At 61.8% G+C, this 18,229-nt stretch carries 16 protein-coding genes; 11 read left to right on the forward strand and 5 right to left on the reverse strand.

Annotated features, from left to right (window positions below):
• The first annotated feature begins 3 nt into the window (after positions 1–3).
• From AYX22_RS20170 to AYX22_RS20220, 11 genes are all read left to right on the forward strand, one after another.
• Positions 4–1,158, forward strand: a complete 1,155-nt coding sequence (locus AYX22_RS20170) for a restriction endonuclease subunit S (protein WP_242703651.1) — start codon at positions 4–6, stop codon at positions 1,156–1,158.
• Between the two features lie 106 nt (positions 1,159–1,264).
• Complete coding sequence (locus tag AYX22_RS20175; RefSeq protein WP_207595255.1) at positions 1,265–1,489, forward strand: helix-turn-helix domain-containing protein; 225 nt, start codon at positions 1,265–1,267, stop codon at positions 1,487–1,489.
• The gene (locus tag AYX22_RS20180) at positions 1,486–2,778 is read left to right on the forward strand and encodes a HipA domain-containing protein (RefSeq protein WP_207595256.1); all 1,293 of its coding nucleotides are present in this window, start codon (positions 1,486–1,488) and stop codon (positions 2,776–2,778) included. The genes AYX22_RS20175 and AYX22_RS20180 overlap by 4 nt, the downstream gene beginning before the upstream one ends.
• Positions 2,779–2,843: 65 nt before the next feature.
• Complete coding sequence (locus tag AYX22_RS20185) at positions 2,844–3,650, forward strand: DUF4145 domain-containing protein (protein WP_207595257.1); 807 nt, start codon at positions 2,844–2,846, stop codon at positions 3,648–3,650.
• A gap of 53 nt (positions 3,651–3,703) precedes the next feature.
• Positions 3,704–5,038 (forward strand): ISL3 family transposase, encoded by a 1,335-nt coding sequence (locus tag AYX22_RS20190; RefSeq protein ID WP_231941989.1) that lies wholly within the window; start codon positions 3,704–3,706, stop codon positions 5,036–5,038.
• Between the two features lie 76 nt (positions 5,039–5,114).
• Positions 5,115–7,697 carry a DEAD/DEAH box helicase family protein gene (locus tag AYX22_RS20195; protein ID WP_207595258.1) on the forward strand — a complete coding sequence of 861 codons (2,583 nt, stop codon included), beginning with the start codon at positions 5,115–5,117 and terminating at the stop codon, positions 7,695–7,697.
• Positions 7,698–7,790: 93 nt separating this feature from the next.
• Complete coding sequence (locus tag AYX22_RS20200) at positions 7,791–8,510, forward strand: FadR/GntR family transcriptional regulator (RefSeq protein ID WP_207595259.1); 720 nt, start codon at positions 7,791–7,793, stop codon at positions 8,508–8,510.
• Positions 8,511–8,527: 17 nt separating this feature from the next.
• The gene (locus AYX22_RS20205; RefSeq protein ID WP_207597667.1) at positions 8,528–9,535 is read left to right on the forward strand and encodes an asparaginase; all 1,008 of its coding nucleotides are present in this window, start codon (positions 8,528–8,530) and stop codon (positions 9,533–9,535) included.
• 13 nt (positions 9,536–9,548) lie between these two features.
• A complete protein-coding gene (gene aspA / locus AYX22_RS20210; RefSeq protein WP_207595260.1) occupies positions 9,549–10,964 on the forward strand; it encodes an aspartate ammonia-lyase in 1,416 nt (471 codons plus the stop codon).
• A gap of 138 nt (positions 10,965–11,102) precedes the next feature.
• Entirely contained in the window at positions 11,103–12,611 is a 1,509-nt protein-coding gene (locus AYX22_RS20215) for an amino acid permease (RefSeq protein ID WP_207595261.1), read from the forward strand.
• Between the two features lie 201 nt (positions 12,612–12,812).
• Entirely contained in the window at positions 12,813–13,484 is a 672-nt protein-coding gene (locus AYX22_RS20220) for a FadR/GntR family transcriptional regulator (RefSeq protein ID WP_207595262.1), read from the forward strand.
• Here the strand turns inward: AYX22_RS20220 and AYX22_RS20225 are convergent.
• The 5 genes from AYX22_RS20225 to AYX22_RS20245 are packed head-to-tail and all read right to left on the reverse strand — an operon-like array spanning position 13,481 to position 18,193.
• Positions 13,481–14,350 carry an amidohydrolase family protein gene (locus AYX22_RS20225; RefSeq protein ID WP_207595263.1) on the reverse strand — a complete coding sequence of 290 codons (870 nt, stop codon included), beginning with the start codon at positions 14,348–14,350 and terminating at the stop codon, positions 13,481–13,483. The genes AYX22_RS20220 and AYX22_RS20225 overlap by 4 nt on opposite strands.
• Positions 14,343–15,281, reverse strand: a complete 939-nt coding sequence (locus AYX22_RS20230; protein WP_242703427.1) for an aldo/keto reductase — start codon at positions 15,279–15,281, stop codon at positions 14,343–14,345. Before AYX22_RS20230 ends, AYX22_RS20225 begins: the two co-directional genes overlap by 8 nt.
• Positions 15,278–15,592 carry an L-rhamnose mutarotase gene (locus AYX22_RS20235; RefSeq protein ID WP_207595265.1) on the reverse strand — a complete coding sequence of 105 codons (315 nt, stop codon included), beginning with the start codon at positions 15,590–15,592 and terminating at the stop codon, positions 15,278–15,280. The genes AYX22_RS20230 and AYX22_RS20235 overlap by 4 nt, the downstream gene beginning before the upstream one ends.
• Positions 15,585–16,892, reverse strand: a complete 1,308-nt coding sequence (locus AYX22_RS20240; protein WP_207595266.1) for an alpha-L-fucosidase — start codon at positions 16,890–16,892, stop codon at positions 15,585–15,587. Before AYX22_RS20240 ends, AYX22_RS20235 begins: the two co-directional genes overlap by 8 nt.
• Positions 16,889–18,193 carry an L-fuconate dehydratase gene (locus AYX22_RS20245; RefSeq protein WP_207595267.1) on the reverse strand — a complete coding sequence of 435 codons (1,305 nt, stop codon included), beginning with the start codon at positions 18,191–18,193 and terminating at the stop codon, positions 16,889–16,891. Before AYX22_RS20245 ends, AYX22_RS20240 begins: the two co-directional genes overlap by 4 nt.
• Between the last annotated feature and the right edge of the window lie 36 nt (positions 18,194–18,229).

An 18,229-nucleotide genomic window follows, 5' to 3' on the forward strand; every position in this document is an offset into this window, starting at 1 on the left:
CTCGTGCCACTCGTCAAGGTCGCTCGTGTCGTCTCTGGCGGGACGCCAAAGACTGCCGTCGCAGAGTACTGGGGCGGGGACATTCCATGGGCAACACCAAAGGACCTAAGCAGCCTCAAGGCTGTAGAAATCCACTCAACTCCCCGGGGACTGACCCCGGCGGGTTTGAAGGCTAGCAGCGCCGAGGTTCTACCCACTAATTCTGTTTTGTTCAGTTCCCGTGCGCCAATCGGGCTGTTAGCCATCAACAGCGTTCCCATGGCAACAAACCAAGGGTTCAAAAGCTTTGTTCCCGATCCAACCCAGCTTGAGGCCCGGTATCTCTACCGCTGGCTCGAATACAACCGGAAATGGCTACAAAGTCTTGGTGTTGGTGCGACGTTCAAGGAGGTTTCAAAAGCCACCGTTTCACGGATAGAACTTCCTCTGCCATCTGTAGCGGAGCAGCGGCGGATTGCGGCGATTTTGGACAAGACCGACGAGCTCCGCGCCAAGCGCCGCAAAGCCATCGCCCACCTCGACGCGCTCAACCAGTCGATCTTCCATTCCATGTTTGAGAAAACCCAACATCAGACGTCGTCCATTGAACTTGCCGACGCAGTCGCGCCGGGAACAATCGTGACATACGGAATTGTTCAAGCGGGTGAGGAATTTCCCGGGGGCGTACCTTACATTCGGACGGGCGATTTGTCCGATGGGCGGATTGCAAGTGAGAAACTTCGGCGAACGGATCCAGTCATTGCTTCCAAGTTTGAGCGTTCAAGAGTCTCCGCTGACGACATCGTAATGAGCATTCGGGCAACCGTTGGCACGGTCGCCCAGGTACCACCTGCCTTGGATGGCGCCAATCTAACTCAGGGCACGGCGAGAATCGCCCCCGGGCCGGACATGACCAGCTCCTATCTGCTGGAGTACCTACGTGCAGAACCCACCCAGCGTTGGATACAAAGAAACGTCAAGGGCGCTACGTTCAAAGAGATCACCTTGGAAAGGCTGCGTCGACTCCCCGTCACCACGCCCCCACTCGAACTGCAGCAGACCTTCGCAACCCGAATTGCCGCCGTCGAGCGCTTGAAGGAGACCCACCGCAAGCACTTAGCGGAATTGGACGCGCTCTTTGCTTCGCTCCAGAGCCGCGCGTTCAAGGGCGAACTCTAGGCAAGAGCCCAACGCTGACCTAGACCTGTCGCCGTACGGCAACAAATGCTAAAGTCGGCGTACGGCGACATTTACAGAAGTTGCCGTACGGCGACAGGAGCTTTCATTGCGCACAGTCCGCGAGGCTGGACCCCTTGTACGTGAGCTGCGTGAAGAGCGAGCGTGGTCCCAAGCAGAGTTGGCCCGACGAGCCAGCGTCTCGCGCACCTTTGTCATCGATCTTGAAGCCGGTAAAGCGTCGGTGGAGACGTCGAAATTCATGGACGTTTTCCAGGCCCTCGGTTTCGAGATCGCCATACGCGACAACGAAACGGGCGCGGTACGTTGGTGAGTACCCGCGCTCTTGATGTCTTTATGGACGGGACGCTCTGCGGCCGCGTTGAACAGTCACCCTCCGGAAATCTGACATTCCGCTACGATCCCGGATACCAGGCCGCACAGAACGCGACACCGCTTTCGCTGTCCATGCCTCTGGCAGCCACTCTGCACAAGAAGCGCACTGTGCTCCCCTTCCTGCAAGGCCTCCTACCCGACAGTGAAGGTGCCCTCCAGACGATCGCCCGGCGGTTCCGGGTGTCCCCCTCGAACCCCTTCGCAATCCTCGAACATATTGGGGCCGACGTCGCGGGTGCGCTGCAATTCATGGCGCCCGGCACCGGTTCCTCAGATAGCGCCCTCTCAAGAACAGCTGTGCAGCCGGTCTCGGACGCCGACGTGGCGGAAATGCTGGATCATGTGGTGACGGAATACAAGGACGGCACGCCCTACGATGACTCAGCAGGACGTTTTAGCCTTGCTGGGGCACAGCCGAAAATTGCCCTGCATCAACTTCCGAACGGCGAGTGGGCCGTACCCGAAGACGCCACTCCCACTACGCACATCCTTAAACCGGCAGCAGGCAGCTTCAGTCGTCTGGATGTGGTGGAACAACTGACCATGAGGGCAGCAGCTTTCCTGGGGCTCGAGGTGGCGAAGTCCGAACTCAGCCGCATTGGCGACTGGGACGTTTTTGTGACACGTCGCTATGACCGTCAGGAAGTGGATGGAGCGTGGCACCGCATCCATCAAGAAGACTTTTGCCAGGCGTTGAGCGTTTCTCCAGCCAAGAAGTACCAGCACCGTGATGGCGGGCCGGGAGCGAGCGATATGGCCGCCCTTGTTCGATCATTTCCTTTTGAAGCAGACCGTCGGGAAGCAGGAGATGGACTGTACAGGGCCTTCGTTTTCAACACCGTGGCAGGCTGCACCGACGCGCACGCCAAAAACTACTCCGTACTCCTCAACGGCAACAGGGCCCAGCTGTCTCCGCTTTATGACCTCGCCACCTATGCCCCCTATTGGGATGAGAACTCAAGCATCGACTTGGCCATGAGTGTGAAAGGCGAGTACAGACTTCAGAAAATCAGTAAGCAGATGTTGATCTCCACAAGCACGCAATTTGGCGTTGATGCAGAAGCTGCCAGAGAAATAGTTGAACACTATTGTGGGGGCATCGTAGAAGCATTTGAAGCTGCCAGTGAAGAGCTGAAATCCCAGCTGGGATCCCTCCCGAAAATCGCCGACGACACCATTGCGAAAATACGATTGCTGCCACTGGTCGAGGTCACCAGCCCGAAATAAGGCCTAAACCGTCGCAGTCCCATGATTGACTACCTTCAGGACATCAACAGATCGGAGACGGCTGCATGGGGGCAGTTACCAGCAACTTTGGGTTCATGCTGGGCGAGTGGCCAGAACTGGCCCAGCAAGCTCGTCGGGCCGAACAATTTGCCCGGGTCGATCCCCGAGCTTCCGTGTTCTACGCCCGCTACACCATCGAACGTATTGTTGAATGGCTTTACCAAGTGGAGCCAGGGTTGGTGACCCCCTACAAGGAAGACCTCAACGCCCTCCTGAACGAGCCCACCTTCAAGAATCTTGTGGGTGGTCCTATTGCCAACAAGTTCACGATCATTCGCAAAGCCGGCAACAATGCGGTCCACAATTCCGTTGGCCCCACCGTTCAAGGCGCTGAACTCGTGCTCCGCGAGCTGCACCACGTCTGCTATTGGCTCGCGAGGAACTACGCCAAAACAGGTAGCCAGCTGCCGCCGTCGCTGGCTTTTGATGCCGCGGCCCTGACCCCGAAGACGAAGGCCCCGGTCCAGCAGCAATCGCCGGAAGAGCTCCAGGCCCTCGAGAGCCAACTCAAAGCCAAAAATGAGGCCCTTGCACAGGCAGCTGCCGACTCGGCGGACCTCAAGGCCCAGCTGGAGATTCTGCAAGCCGAAGTCGCCGAGGCCAAAAAACAGAATCAGACCGTCCCCGACCACCACGACTATGACGAGGCCCTGACCCGCAGGCACCTCATCGATCTTGAGCTGAACGAGGCCGGCTGGCCGCTCAGCAACACAGAAGACCGTGAGTTCAAGGTCGACACCATGCCCACGGCAAGCGGCACGCTGAGCGGCGTCGGCTACGTGGACTACGTGTTGTGGGCTCTTCGCGGTTGATGGTGAAACAGGTTCCGTGTCTTGAAATCTGAAGGGCTCGTAGCCCTGCTGTGATGGATGTTCTCTACGCATTCATCAAGAGTCAGGAGCTACGAGCCTTGAACGAGCCTACTTCGCCGCGCCCCGATGCTGCCACCGCCATTTTCAACCTGCCCGACTACCGGGTCACCGGCACCGAGGTCCTCGCCTTCGGGCAGCGACGGATCCGCGTCGTGGCCACCGCCGAGGCCGGCTGCCCGTCCTGCGGCGTGATCAGCACCCGCGTGCATTCACGCCGGTCACAACGCCTGCGTGACATCCCTGTCGCCGGCCCGGTCGAAGTGGTCTGGGCCAAGCGGAGGTTCTTCTGCGATGAGTACCTGTGCCCCCGCCGGACATTCACCGAGGAGACAGCCGAGGTACCGCGCCGGGCACGGTCCACCCGCCGGCTCCGTGAGGCCCTGGTGGCCGCCGTGATCGGTTCCGGGAGGGCCGCCGCCGAGGCTGCCTCTTCATTCGGTGTCTCGTGGTGGCTTGTCCAGCGGGCACTGGATTCCGCGGCGCTGACGCTGCCCGATGTCGATGCCCTGGCACCGCGGATGCTCGGCATCGATGAACACCGCTACCGGTCCGTGCGGTTCTTCCGCGACCCTGCCACGAAGGCCTGGAAACGCTACGAACCCTGGATGACCACCATCGTCGATCTCGACACCGGACAAGTCCTCGGGATCGTTGACGGCCGCGACAGCGAGGGGGTAGGAGACTGGCTGTTCGCCCGCCCGCTTCAGTGGCGGCTGGGCGTGCAGGTCGTTGCCATCGACCCCTCGGCGGCGTTCCGCAAGGCCCTGCGGATGTGGCTTCCACGCACCGCTGTCTCAGTCGACGCGTTCCACCTGGTCAAGCTCGGCAACGACATGCTCACCGAAGTCCGGCAACGACTCACCCAGCAGACCCATGGTCGGCGGGGGCGCTCCATCGATCCGGTCTGGGCCAACCGGCGACTGCTCCTGCGCGCCGGGGACACGCTCTCGGATCGGGCCCGGGACAGGCTCAGCAACGTGTTCGCGACCGACGATGTCACCGGGAAGCTGCAGGCCGCGTGGCTGGTCAAGGAACAGCTCCGGGCCCTGCTGACTACCGGCTCTCTTGCCGACGCTGCCGCCGCGAAGGACCGGCTGCAGGTCCTGGTCGAGCGAGCCGCGCAGCCGGAGACGAACCGGCTGTGGCGCACAATCTGCCGGTGGTGGAAAGAGATCGAAGTCCTCATTGTCACCGGTGCGACAACCGCGAAAGTGGAAGCCAACAACACCGCGATAAAACACATAAAGAGGACGGGTCGGGGATTCACCAACGCACGCAACTACAAAACCCGTATCCTGTTGCGCAGTGCCGCCAGAACAGCGGCATGAACATCCCTCACGGCAGAACGTTCACCACGAACCGTGAAGAGCCGTGTTGTGGGGCGCTGACGGACTGCCTCTCGGGGTGGTCGAAGCGAAGCGGACCACCAAGGATCCCCATGTAGGGAAGCAACAAGCCAAGCTCTACGCCGACTGCCTGGAACGTCGATACGGCCGCCGCCCCATCATCTACTACACCTCCGGTTACGAGACGTGGATTTGGGACGACACCATGTACCCGGAGCGTGCGGTGCAGGGTTTCCACACGCGGGATCAACTGCAACTGCTCGTCAACCGCAGGCAAAGCCGAAAGCCGTTGGCTGAACAGGCAATCGACAACTCAATCGTCGAACGTCCCTACCAGCACAATGCCATTCGGGCCGTCACGGAAGCCTACGAGAAGGACTTCGAACGCAAGGCGCTTGTAGTCATGGCGACCGGCACGGGCAAGACGCGCACCGTCGTCGCACTCGCCAAGCTCCTGCAGGAAGCCAACTGGGCCAAGCGCGTTCTGTTCCTGGCGGACCGCGTTGCCTTGGTCAAGCAAGCGGCCAATGCGTTCAAGGCCCACCTGCCGGGCTCGAGCCCTGTCATCCTGGGCTCGGGTGAAGAGGCGGACAGCCGCATCCACGTGGCTACTTATCCGACCATGATGAACCTCATCAACAGGACTGAGGGAAAGCTGGGCCAGCGCACCTTTGGCATTGGCCACTATGACCTCATCATCGTCGACGAAGCCCACAGGTCGGTCTACCAGAAGTACAGGGCTATCTTCCAGTACTTTGATTCGCTCCTGATCGGGCTGACAGCCACGCCACAGTCAGAAGTGGACCGCAACACCTACAGCCTTTTCGGCATCGAAGACAACGTTCCCACGTTCGCCTATGAGCTCAGCGAGGCCATCGAGGCCGGATACCTCGTGCCGCCACGAGTCGTGCCGGTTCCGCTGAAGTTTCCTGACCAGGGCATCTCGTACGAGGACCTGTCTGAAGCTGCAAAAGAAGAGTGGGACGAACTCGAGTGGGATGAAGACGGCGAAATCCCGGATTCCGTGGACGCCACCGCGATCAATACGTGGCTCTTCAACGCAGACACAGTGGACAAGGCCTTGGAAGTCCTCATGACCCGCGGCCACAAAGTTGCAGGCGGGGATCGCTTGGGCAAGACCATCATCTTCGCAAAGAACAACCGGCATGCCGAGTACATTGCCGAACGCTTCGACAAGAACTACCCGGCATACAAGAGCCAGTTTGCCCGCGTCATCACCTACCAGGTGAACTACGCCCAGAATCTCATCGACCAGTTTTCGAACACCGAGAGCGACCCACACATCGCCATCTCAGTAGACATGCTGGACACCGGCGTGGACGTGCCGGACGTGGTTAATCTGGTCTTCTTCAAAATGGTCAGGTCCAAGACCAAGTTCTGGCAGATGGTGGGACGCGGTACCCGTCTCCGCCCGGAACTGTACGGGCCGGGCGAGGACAAGAAGGACTTCTTCATCTTCGACCTCTGCCGCAATGCCGAGTTTTTCAATGCAGGTATGCCTAGCAATGAAGGGTCCTTGGGTAGGTCACTCGCAGAGACCACTTTCGCGGCGCGCGTGCAGCTCCTCCAGACTTTCACCGACCTTCAATGGGATCCCCAGGCGCCTGTCATTGCCGACCTTCGGCAAACCCTGAAGCACACAGTTGACCGGCTTCCGCTCGACAACTTCCTCGTCAAGCCGGCTCGCAAATGGGTGGACAGGTTCACTGACGAAGCAGCGTGGACAACCTTGGCGGCCGAGGACTTCCAAGCTTTGCAAACCGAGATCGCCAAGCTCGCGTCCATCGGTGCGCCAGCTGACACGGAAGAGGCCAAGCGCTTCGACTACCTCATGCTCCAAACAGAATTGGCGTCGCTGCAAGGATCGGCGATCGGGCCGTTCCGGATAAAGATCCAGACAATCGCCTCCGCCCTGCAGGACCAACAGAGCATCCCGGCCATCGCCGCTCAATTGCCGTTGCTGGACACCATCCTCCACGACGACGAATGGGAATCCGTTTCATTGGAATGGCTGGAAGAAATCCGACGCCGACTCCGGGCATTGGTCCATCTCATCGAGAAGCGGAAACGCAAGGTGGTCTACACGAACTTCCAGGACGAGCTCGGCGTGCTTGAAGAAATCGAACTCGCGGGGGCAACAAATGGCTTCGTGGACCTCCCTCGTTACAAAGAGAAAATGCGTTCGTACTTGGCGCAATATGAGGAGCACGCAACCATCCAACGGCTCCGGCGTAACAAGCAACTCACGGCCTTGGACCTCGCCGAGCTTGAACGTATCCTCCTCGAAAGCGGGCTGGGTTCGCTGGAAGATTTGAATCGTGCCGCCAATGATGGGCTCGGTCTCTTTGTCCGTTCCTTGATTGGTTTGGACCGCGAAGCCGTCGAGGAAGCGTTGTCAGAGTTTGTGGCTGGTACTACGCTCACTGCCCAGCAGCTCAACTTCCTCAAAGTTCTGACCAATCACCTGATGGAAAATGGAAAGGTCAGCCCAAAAGCCTTGTTCAAGTCCCCATATAACGAGCTGGCTCCGTCCGGCCCGGATGTGCTGTTCGGCGATGACAAGATCGGGCAGTTGATCAGCATCCTCCGCTCCATAGAGAACCACGCGAAGGTGGGCTGAACATGGAGCTGGCAGTGCCGCCGTCGACCCCCAAACCGTGAAGCGGTTGTTTCAGCGTTGACAGCCCCTTGTGACCCGTGCCATATTCAAAGCGTGAACCTGTCAGACAGCCGGACAGCCGGACAGCAAGAGCCCCAGGGCGGGCATATGCCCATTTCCCGCATCTCCGCAGCTGAAGCGGTCTTCGCGGCGCTGAGGCGTGCGATCGAGGGCGGCCAGTTCGATATCGGCACCAAGCTGAGCTCGGAAGCGACCCTGGCGGGCCAGTACGGCGTCAGCCGCTCCGTTATCCGGGAAGCGCTGCGATCCTGCAACACCCTGGGCCTCACCGTGACCAAAACGGGCAAGGGCACGTTCATTGTGGCCAACAAGGTCGCTAATGACCTTACCTTGGGTCAGTACAGTGCGCGTGATCTCAACGAAGCCCGCCCGCACATCGAGATCCCGGCAGCCGGGCTCGCCGCGCAACGAAGGACGGACGAGGAACTTGAGCACCTCAAGGAGATCATCCAGGAAATGCTCAGCGAGAACGACCCCGAGGCCTGGGTGAACCTGGACGCGAGCTTCCACTCCGCCGTGGCCCGCGCCAGCGGAAACCGGGTGTTCGCCAGCGTCGTCTCGGACATCCGTGAGGCTTTGGCCCACCAGTCCGAGACCCTCAACCTGGTCGCTGACCGGCAACACCGTTCGGACGAGGAACACGTCGCCGTGCTCAATGCGATCGAAGCCGGAGACTCTGAAGCCGCAAGCAAAGCGATGGCCGCCCACCTGCAGGCCGTCAGCGTGGCACTGGACACGATCCTCAGCAAATGAATATTCCAAAGGACACCATGCCCGCCCCCGCAGCACCGGCCCACCAAACCGCGGCACAAAACCTCAAAGCGCCGCACCACGTCCCCCTCGTCGAGGTAACCCGCGACGGCCTGGTGGAGAGCATCCACTACGGCTCGCTGATTGCCCTCACAGAAGACGGCACCACCGCCGTGGAAGCCGGCGAACCGGACGCGCCGATGTACCCGCGCTCAAGCCTGAAGCCGCTGCAGGCCGTAGCGCTGCTCAAGGCCGGTTTGGACATCCCCCAAAACCTTCTGGCACTCACCGCTGCCAGCCACTCGGGCGCACAGATGCACCGCGACGGCGCCACTGAAATCCTGAAGCTGCACGGCCTGACCGAGGCCGCACTGGCCAACAGCACGGACCTGCCGTACGGCGTTCAGGAGCGCGAAGAATGGCTCCGTGCCGGTAACGGTCCCACCCAGATTGCACAGAACTGTTCCGGCAAGCATGCTTCCATGGCCGCAGTTTGCGTCATCAACGGCTGGCCTGTGGAGGGGTACTTGCACCCCGGGCACCCCTTGCAGGTCCTGGTCCGCGACACCATCACGGACCTCACCGGCGAGGATGCAGCAGCGGTCAGCACCGACGGCTGCGGGACCCCGCTCTTTGCGCACTCCTTGCACGGCATGGCCCGCGCTTATGGCCGCCTCGCCGCCGCCGACGAAAGCACCAACGAGGGCAAAGTCGCCCACGCCATGCGCCGCTTCCCAGAGATGGTGGCCGGCGAAGGCCGCGACGTCACCGCCCTCATGCGGGCCGTACCCGGGCTTCTGGCGAAGGACGGTTTTGAGGGCCTCCAGCTGGTGGGCTTCCCGAACGGCACCGGTGTGGCCGTCAAGATTTCCGACGGCGGCGATCGTGCCCGCATGCCTGTCACCGTTGAGGTTCTTCGCCGGTTGGGCGTCGACGGCGGCAGCCTGGGCACGCTTCAGAGCCCACCCGTGCTGGGCGGCGGCCTTCCGGTCGGCGAGCTCCGTGCGGCCCACATTTTCAGCAACTAAACCAAGGACAGCTATGACCACCGTCGATCAGGCGATCCCCCTCCGTTCCGAACACGACCTCTTGGGCGACCGTAATGTCCCCGCGGATGCCTACTGGGGCGTCCATACCCTCCGCGCAATCGAGAACTTCCCCATCACAGGGCAGCCCCTCTCCACCAACAAGCACTTGGTCCGTGGACTGGCCGCAGTGAAGCAGGCCGCGGCCCGCACCAACCAGGAACTCGGACTCCTGGATGCTGAGAAGGCGGACGCCATTGTGCAGGCCTGCCAGGACATCATGGATGGCATGCTCCACGAGCAGTTCATGGTGGACGTAATCCAGGGCGGCGCCGGCACCAGCTCCAACATGAACGCCAACGAGGTCATCGCCAACCGTGCACTGGAAATCCTGGGCCACCCCAAGGGCGACTACTCCAAGCTGCACCCGAACGACCATGTGAACCTGAGCCAGTCCACCAACGACGTCTACCCGACGGCGGTTAATCTGGCCACGATCTTCTCAGTCAAGGAACTCCTGGAAGCCCTCGAAGAACTCGAGCTGGCCTTCGCTGAGAAGGGCCGCGAGTTCCGGACTGTCGTCAAGATGGGCCGCACCCAGCTGCAGGACGCTGTTCCCATGACCCTCGGACAGGAATTCGGCGGCTACGCCGTGACCATCGGTGAGGACCGGGCGCGGCTGGACGAGTCCCACATGCTGATCCACGAGATCAACCTTGGCGCCACAGCCATCGGCACAGGGTTGAATGCCCCGGCGGGCTACGCCGAGGCTGCCTGCCGCCATCTGGGCGAAATCACCGGCCTTCCCCTCCTCACAGCCGCTGACCTCATTGAGGCAACTCAGGATGTGGGCGCGTTTGTTCACCTGTCCGGCGTGCTGAAGCGCGTGGCAGTGAAACTCTCCAAGATTTGTAACGACCTCCGCCTGCTGTCTTCCGGACCGCGTGCGGGTTTGGGCGAGATCAACCTTCCGGCCGTGCAGTCCGGTTCGTCGATCATGCCCGGCAAGATCAATCCGGTGATCCCGGAAGTGGTCAGCCAAGTGGCATACGAAGTCATCGGCAACGATGTCACCGTCACCATGGCCGCGGAGGCCGGCCAGCTTCAGCTGAACGCCTTCGAACCGATCATTGTGCACAGCCTGCACAAGAGCATCTCCCACCTGGAAGCAGCGTGCCGCACCCTTACGGCGCGCTGCGTCCGGGGCATCACTGCAAACACCGAACGGCTACGGCTTACCGTGGAGCAGTCGATCGGTCTCGTCACGGCATTGAACCCCCATATCGGTTACGCCTCCGCCACCGCTATCGCGCAGGAAGCGCTGGCAACGGGCAAGGGCGTTGCGGAACTCGTGCTGGAGCACGGTCTTCTGACCGCCACCCAGCTGGAGGAACTGCTGAGCCCCGAGCGTCTGGCAAATCTCAGCAAATAGGCCGACACTGGCCTGTAAATCCTCCAACCAGCCGTCCCGCCCCATGAGGCATACCCCCACGAGGCTTTGTTCTGCGTGCCCGGACTTCCAACCGGACGCGCCCAGGACACCCCCAACAGGACACCCCTAAGGATTCCAATGACCAACCCCATCACGGACCACACGGTCCCGGCCCAAGCGCACGCCAGCGAGAAAGCCCTCCACAAGGAGGACTCCGGCTACCACAAGGACCTCAAGCCCCGCCAGATCCAGATGATCGCGATCGGCGGCGCAATCGGTACCGGACTGTTCCTGGGCGCCGGCGGCCGGCTCAACGCAGCTGGCCCCTCCCTCGTTATCGCATACGCAATCTGCGGCTTCTTCGCTTTCCTGATCCTCCGCGCTCTCGGTGAACTGGTTCTGCACCGCCCGTCGTCGGGTTCCTTCGTTTCCTACGCCCGCGAGTTCTACGGCGAAAAGGCAGCCTTCGTTTCGGGCTGGTTCTACTGGATCAACTGGGCCACCACCACCATCGTGGACATCACCGCGGCAGCGCTTTACATGGAGTTCTTCGGCAAATATGTCGCATGGATAGGCGCCGTTCCGCAGTGGGCGTGGGCGCTCATTGCATTGGTTGTGGTGCTCGGCCTCAACCTGGTCTCCGTGAAGGTCTTCGGTGAAATGGAGTTCTGGTTCGCGCTGATCAAGGTGGCAGCACTGGTGGCCTTCCTTCTGGTGGGCACCTACTTCGTCATCTTCGGCACCCCGGTGGAGGGCCAGGAAGTCGGCTTCAGCCTCATTGCAGACAACGGCGGGGTCTTCCCCAACGGCGTGCTTCCCATGATCATCCTCATGCAGGGTGTGCTCTTCGCTTACGCATCGATTGAACTCATCGGCACCGCAGCCGGCGAAACTGCCAACCCGGAAAAGATCATGCCCAAGGCCATCAATTCCGTGGTCATCCGCATCGCCCTCTTCTACGTTGGCTCCGTGATCCTGCTGGCTCTGCTGCTGCCGTACACCTCTTACGAGAAGGGCGTCAGCCCGTTCGTGACGTTCTTCGGTTCCATCGGCGTAGAGGGCGTGGACGTCATCATGAACCTTGTGGTTCTTACCGCAGCACTGTCTTCGCTGAACGCCGGGCTCTACTCCACAGGCCGCATCCTCCGCTCCATGTCGGTGGCCGGCTCTGCCCCGAAGTTCGCCCAGCGCATGAACAAGGCAGGCGTCCCCTACGGTGGCATCGCCATCACGGCCGGCGTGTCCCTCCTCGGTGTTCCGCTGAACTACCTGGTCCCGGCCGACGCTTTCGAGATCGTCCTGAACGTCGCTTCCGTGGGCATCATCGTCACCTGGGCCACCATCGTCCTGTGCCAGATGCAACTCAAACGCTGGGCCGACAAGGGGTGGCTCAAGCGCCCGTCCTTCCGGATGTTCGGCGCCCCCTACACTGGCTGGTTGTCCCTGATCTTCCTGGCGGCCGTGCTGATCATGGTGTTCATCGAGTCCCCGTTGACCATGCTGGTCACCGCGATTGCCTGCGGACTCATGGTCTGGGGCTGGTTCCTGTGCCGCAAGCAAATCCACGAGCTTGCTGCCACCCGCGACGGCTACACCGGCAGCGCGCCCGTGATCGCCAACCGCCCGCTGCCCGGCGGCGACAAGTAACAAGCAACAACCGCTGAATCACGACGGCGGCACCCGGGTTCCGTAACAATCGGACCCCGGGTGCCGCCGTCGTCGGTTAACGCCCCCAACTGAGTAACAGCAAACGTCCCAATGACTGCTCAGTAGAACATGTGCTGTTACTCAGTTGGGTGGGGGCGGGGCGGAGGCAGACATCGGATCATTCGTGGCTACTATTGGTCCATGGCTGTCACAGACGAGGCGATCAGCAAGATCAAAGGCATGCTGATCCGCGGGGAACTCAAGGCCGGCGATCGACTTCCGCCGGAGAAGGAACTGAGCGAGCGGCTTGGCCTCTCCAGAAGTTCCCTGCGCGAAGCGGTCAAAGCCCTCGAACTGATCCGTGTGCTGGACGTCCGCCGCGGTGACGGAACCTATGTGACCAGCCTCGACGCCAAGCTGCTTAACGAAGCCGTGGCCTTCGTTGTGGACCTGCACCAGGACAGGTCCATTCTGGAACTCTTCGAGGTCCGACGAATACTGGAACCGGCCACCGCACACTTGGCAGCGGGCAAAATGACGCCTGAGCAAATACTGGCCCTCCGGAGCACCATGGACGGCATCGACGAGAACACGGACGTCGAGGAACTTGTGGCCCATGACCTCGAATTCCACAGCATCATCACCGAAGCCGCAGGAAACGACTACCTCGGCAGTCTCTTGGAGGCCCTGTCCAGCAGCACTGTCCGGGCACGGATCTGGCGCGGACTGACACAGGAAAAAGCTGTGGCCCACACCTTGGCGGAGCACCACGCAATCGCCGACGCGCTGGAGCGGGGCGATGCCGAACTGGTGCGCGCGCTGGTGACGGTGCACATCAGTGGCGTGGAGAACTGGCTGCGGCAGGCGCTCTAACCCTCGGCCAGAGGGGTGACTGCCAGACCGTAGGTCCGGATCGCGGTCTCTTCGAGCACGGCGTCCTGCTCTGACGGGCTCAGGGACGACACCAATTCCAACAACACATCCAGCGTCCTGCCATAAGGAGCCCCGAGTGTACTGACCGGCCAGTCGCCGCCGATCATCAAGCGCTCTGGCCCGAAAGCCTCCAACGCGGCTTCGAACAGCGGCCGCAACGCATCCGCGGTGTATTCAGTGCCTGGCAGATGCAGCCCGGAAAGCTTGGCCACCGAGTTCGGTTCCCGCCCAAGCGCGCTGAAGTCGGCGCGCCACGAGTCCATGAGCTGAGGGTCAGCCAGCGGTGGCTTTCCCAAGTGATCCAGCACCACTGTCAGTTCCGGCATCTCACGGGCAAGTCGGACCGCAGATCCCAGGTGCCGCGGGTACGCATCCGGAACATCAAAGGTGAGCCTGCGCTCTGCCACCATCATCAAGGACTCGCGAACTGCGGGGAGGTCCAGGAAGTCGGACCGGGGGTCGTCGTGCACCAGGTGCCGCACTCCCCTGAAGACGGGCTGGGCTGTGAAGCGGTGCAGCTGCTCTGCTGCTTCATCGGGTGCATCCAACCGGACCCAGCCCACCACACCCAGCACCCAAGGATTCTGCGCAGCTACCGCCAGCATGGCTTCGGTGTCGGCAAGGGTATCGTCGGCCTGGACCAGCACCGCTCCCCGAACACCGGCGGCCTCCAGCGTCTCGCGGGCTTCATCTCCGCCGAAACTCCGGTAGAGCGCACCGTGCTGCGGGCCGAGCCATCCATAGGGACGCACTCCGCCGGTGACGAAGGAATCCACCGTCCAGAGGTGCAGATGCGAATCAATCATGGCCGGCTGCCTCCAAGGCGTCCCAGAGCTCCTCCGGCACAGGCGCTTCCATCCGCGATGCGTTCGTGGCCACCTGTTCAGGAGAAGTGGCCCCGGCGGTCACGTTCACCACCGCGGGATGCCGCAGCGGGAACTGGAGGGCCGCCGTCGGAAGTTCCACGCCAAAGTCGCGGCAGACCGCCGCAAGGCGACGCGCACGCTCCAGCACATCCGGCGGTGCCTGCTGGTAGTTATAGTGCGCGTCCTCGGCGACATCGGGCCGGGCCAGGAGGCCCGAGTTATAGGCACCCACGCTGACGACGCCGGTGCGGCGCTCCACACAGCGGTCAAGCAGCGGAACGCCGGGCTGCTCAAGCAAGGTGTATCGGCCAGCCAACATCACCAGATCCAGGTCAGCTGCGTCGACGCATTCCAGGGCAGCCTCGGCTGAGTTGATACCCACGCCAATGGCCTTGACCAGTCCCTCCGAGCGCAGCTTTTCCAACACGGGCAACGCTTCGGAGATGCCGGCTTGGAGATCGTGGACATCGGGATCGTGAAGGTAGGCAATGTCCACGTGGTCCAGGCCAAGCCGTTCCAGTGACTCCTCGATGCTGCGCCGGATCCCCTTCTCGGAGAAGTCCCACACTCGACGTGCAGCAGCGGGAACATCGAACCCCTCAGGGTCCTGCCCGCCGCCGGAGCTCGGTTCCAACAGCCGGCCTACCTTGGTGGAGATGACAAATTCATTCCGTGGTTTGTCCCGAAGGACCGCGCCCAGCCGCTGTTCGGAGAGGCCAAGCCCGTAGTGCGGGGCGGTATCGAAGTAGCGGATGCCGGCGTCCCAAGCGGCCAGAACGGTGGCGAGCGCTGCACCGTCCGGAATGGCCCGGTACAGGTTCCCAATGCCCGCACCACCGAAGCCAAGCTTGCCCAGCTCAAGTGAGTTCATGGCATTTCCCATACCTTCTGGATACCCGCATCCTCCCCCGAATAATCATCCTGCACCGCTAAAAGTTCAGCCATCCGCGCCTGCCATGGAACGTTGGCGGGGTGGTCGGCGAGCGCGTGCCGCATGGCTTGGTAGTTTTCGACGTCCACCACATGAAAGAGATCGAGACCGCTTCGCCAGATCCGCCAGTTCTTAACCCCGGCCTCTTTGAGGGCTGCCACCAGTTCGGGCGGGATGTGTGCGTGGGCGTCGGCGTATTCGTCCGCGGTTCCCGGCTTGAGCTTGGTGTGGAGGGCGATGCTCTCAGCCATGGGCGGACTCTTTCCGGAGGGCTGACGGTTTCAGGAAAAGTTCCAGCACTGGCACCGCCACGTCGGGTTTTTGAACGGGCAGCTTGATGGTGAGCGTTCCGGGTGGCTGGCCGCCCGGGGTCATGTTCATGGCCTGTTGGGCGGGATCCAGTTCCCGCAGGAACACCTCCGAGGCGTCATTCAGCAACTGGGCGTATTCCACCTTGCCGGCGAGGTCCGGCAGGTGGACGTACTCGAAGGGCCACGCGAAGAGATGGACGTACAGCTTGTCACCACGCTGCGTGTAGCGGGTATCCGTCGGTGCGGGATAGGACGAAGCTCCGGCCCCGTAGATGGCGCGCGAGTGCAGCTTCATCCATTCGCCAATGCCCTCCAGCGAACCCAGCGCCCGCGGATCCAGGCTGCCCCTTCCTGTGGGGCCCACGTTGAGCAACAGGTTGCCGCCCTTGGACACGCCATCCACCAGCATGCGGATCAGCAAGTCAACGGGCTTGTAATTCAGGTTGTCCCGGTCATAGCCCCAGCTGCCATTCAACGTCTGGCAGGCCTCCCAGGTGACCGGTTCGCCGTCGACCATCATGGGACCGGCTGGCTGGTACTGCTCAGGTGTGACCAGGTCTCCCGGGATTTCCAGCCGGTCGTTGACCACAATGGCTGGCTGCAGCTCCCGCACCATGGCGAGCAAGGCTTCCGAGTCCCAGTCTTTCCGGCCTTTGCCGCCCCAGTATTCCTCTTGGTGTCCGCCTGTATAGGAGAAGTCGAAGAAGAGGTAGTCGATAGTGCCGTAATTAGTGAGGAGCTCACGCACCTGGCCATGCAGGTACTGGCGGTATCGGTCCATGTCGCGGCCGGCATTCAAGCTTTCGACGTCGGCCGCGTTGCGTTGGGGATGGACCCCGTCCACAGTGAAGTCGGGGTGGTGCCAGTCGATGAGTGAGTGGTAGAAACCGACCTTCAATCCCTCGGCCCGGAGCGCTTCAACAAAGGGGCTGATCAAGTCGCGGCCGGCGGGAGTGTTGGTGGCTTTGTAGTCCGTCAGGGCGGAATCCCACAGGCAGAAGCCGTCGTGGTGCTTGGTGGTGAGGACCACGTACTTCATCCCGGCGTTGCGGGCTGCCCGGGCCCACTCGCGGGGGTCGTAAAGGTCCGGATCGAAGCGCCGGAAGTACTTGGAGTACTCCTCCACCGTTGTTTCCTCTTGGTTCATCACCCACTCGTGGCGTGCTGGAAGGGCGTAGAGGCCCCAATGCACGAACATGCCAAAGCGTGCTTCCTCGAACCAAGGTGCGTGCTGGATCAACGGGATTCCTTCCATACGGGGCCGTTCGGAAAGCTGTACGCGGCCAGTGTTTCACGGAGCATTTCGTTTCCGGCGCCAGGGTTCGACGGCGGCCAGTAGGCGCCGCTGTGGACGTCCACGGGAGTGGTGAAGTGTTCATGGAGATGATCCACGAACTCGATGGTCCTGCCTTCCTTGGTGCCGGACACGGCAACGAAGTCCAGCATGGACAGGTGCTGAACGGCCTCACACAAGCCAACGCCACCGGCATGCGGGCACACCCTGACGCCGAACTTCGCAGCGAGCAGGAGGATGGCGATGTTCTCGTTCACCCCTGCTACCCGGGCGGCATCGATCTGCAGGACCTGCAGTGATCCGGCCTGCAGCATCTGTTTGAACACCACCCGGTTCTGCACGTGTTCGCCGGTGGCCACGGGAATCGGGGCTACCCCGCGGGCGATGGCGGCGTGGCCCAGGATGTCGTCCGGGCTGGTGGGCTCCTCAATCCAGGCAATGTCATACGGGGCAAGGTGGGCCATCCAGTCGATGGCTTCCTGGACATCCCAGCGCTGGTTGGCATCCAGGGCAATCCTGATGTCGGGACCCACTGCTTCACGGGCAGTCCGTACACGGCGGATGTCGTCCTCCAGGGAGGCCCCCACCTTCAACTTGATCTGGGTGAAACCATCTGCAACGGCTTCCTTGGCCAGCCGCGCCAGTTTCCCCTCGCTGTACCCCAGCCAGCCCGGCGTCGTGGTGTATGCGGGGTAACCCTCGGCGCGAAGTGCCGCCTTCCGGGCTTCCCTGCCAGGTTCAGCCGCCCGAAGAATGCCCAGCGCCTCCGCGGGAGTAAGGGCGTCCGTGAGGTAGCGGAAGTCCACCAGGGCCACGAGCTCTTCGGGCGTCATTCCTGCCAAGAGTTCCCAGAGTGGCAGCCCGGCACGTTTGGCCTTCAAATCCCACAGCGCATTGACCACGGCTCCGATGGCCATGTGCATGACACCCTTTTCGGGACCCAGCCAACGGAGCTGCGAATCGTGGGCCAGCAGCTTCCACGTGGCCCCCATGTCAGCCAGCAGCGTCTCAACATCAGCGCCGAGGAGGTGATCGCGGAGCGCGTTGATCGCCGCCGTTTCCACCTCGTTCCCCCGGCCGATGGTGAACACAAAGCCGTGGCCCTCGTGTCCGTCCCCGGCGTCAGTGCGGATGATCAGGTATGCCGCAGAGTAGTCCGGGTCCGGATTCATGGCGTCAGAGCCATCCAGCTCAAGGGATGTTGGAAAGCGGATATCGAACGTATCCATTGCAGTGATGGTGCTCATGCGGCTCCTGAAGTCCGTTACGATTCTGCACCGAGC

Source organism: Arthrobacter sp. D5-1 (assembly GCF_017357425.1).
In the GTDB taxonomy this organism is placed as follows: domain Bacteria; phylum Actinomycetota; class Actinomycetes; order Actinomycetales; family Micrococcaceae; genus Arthrobacter.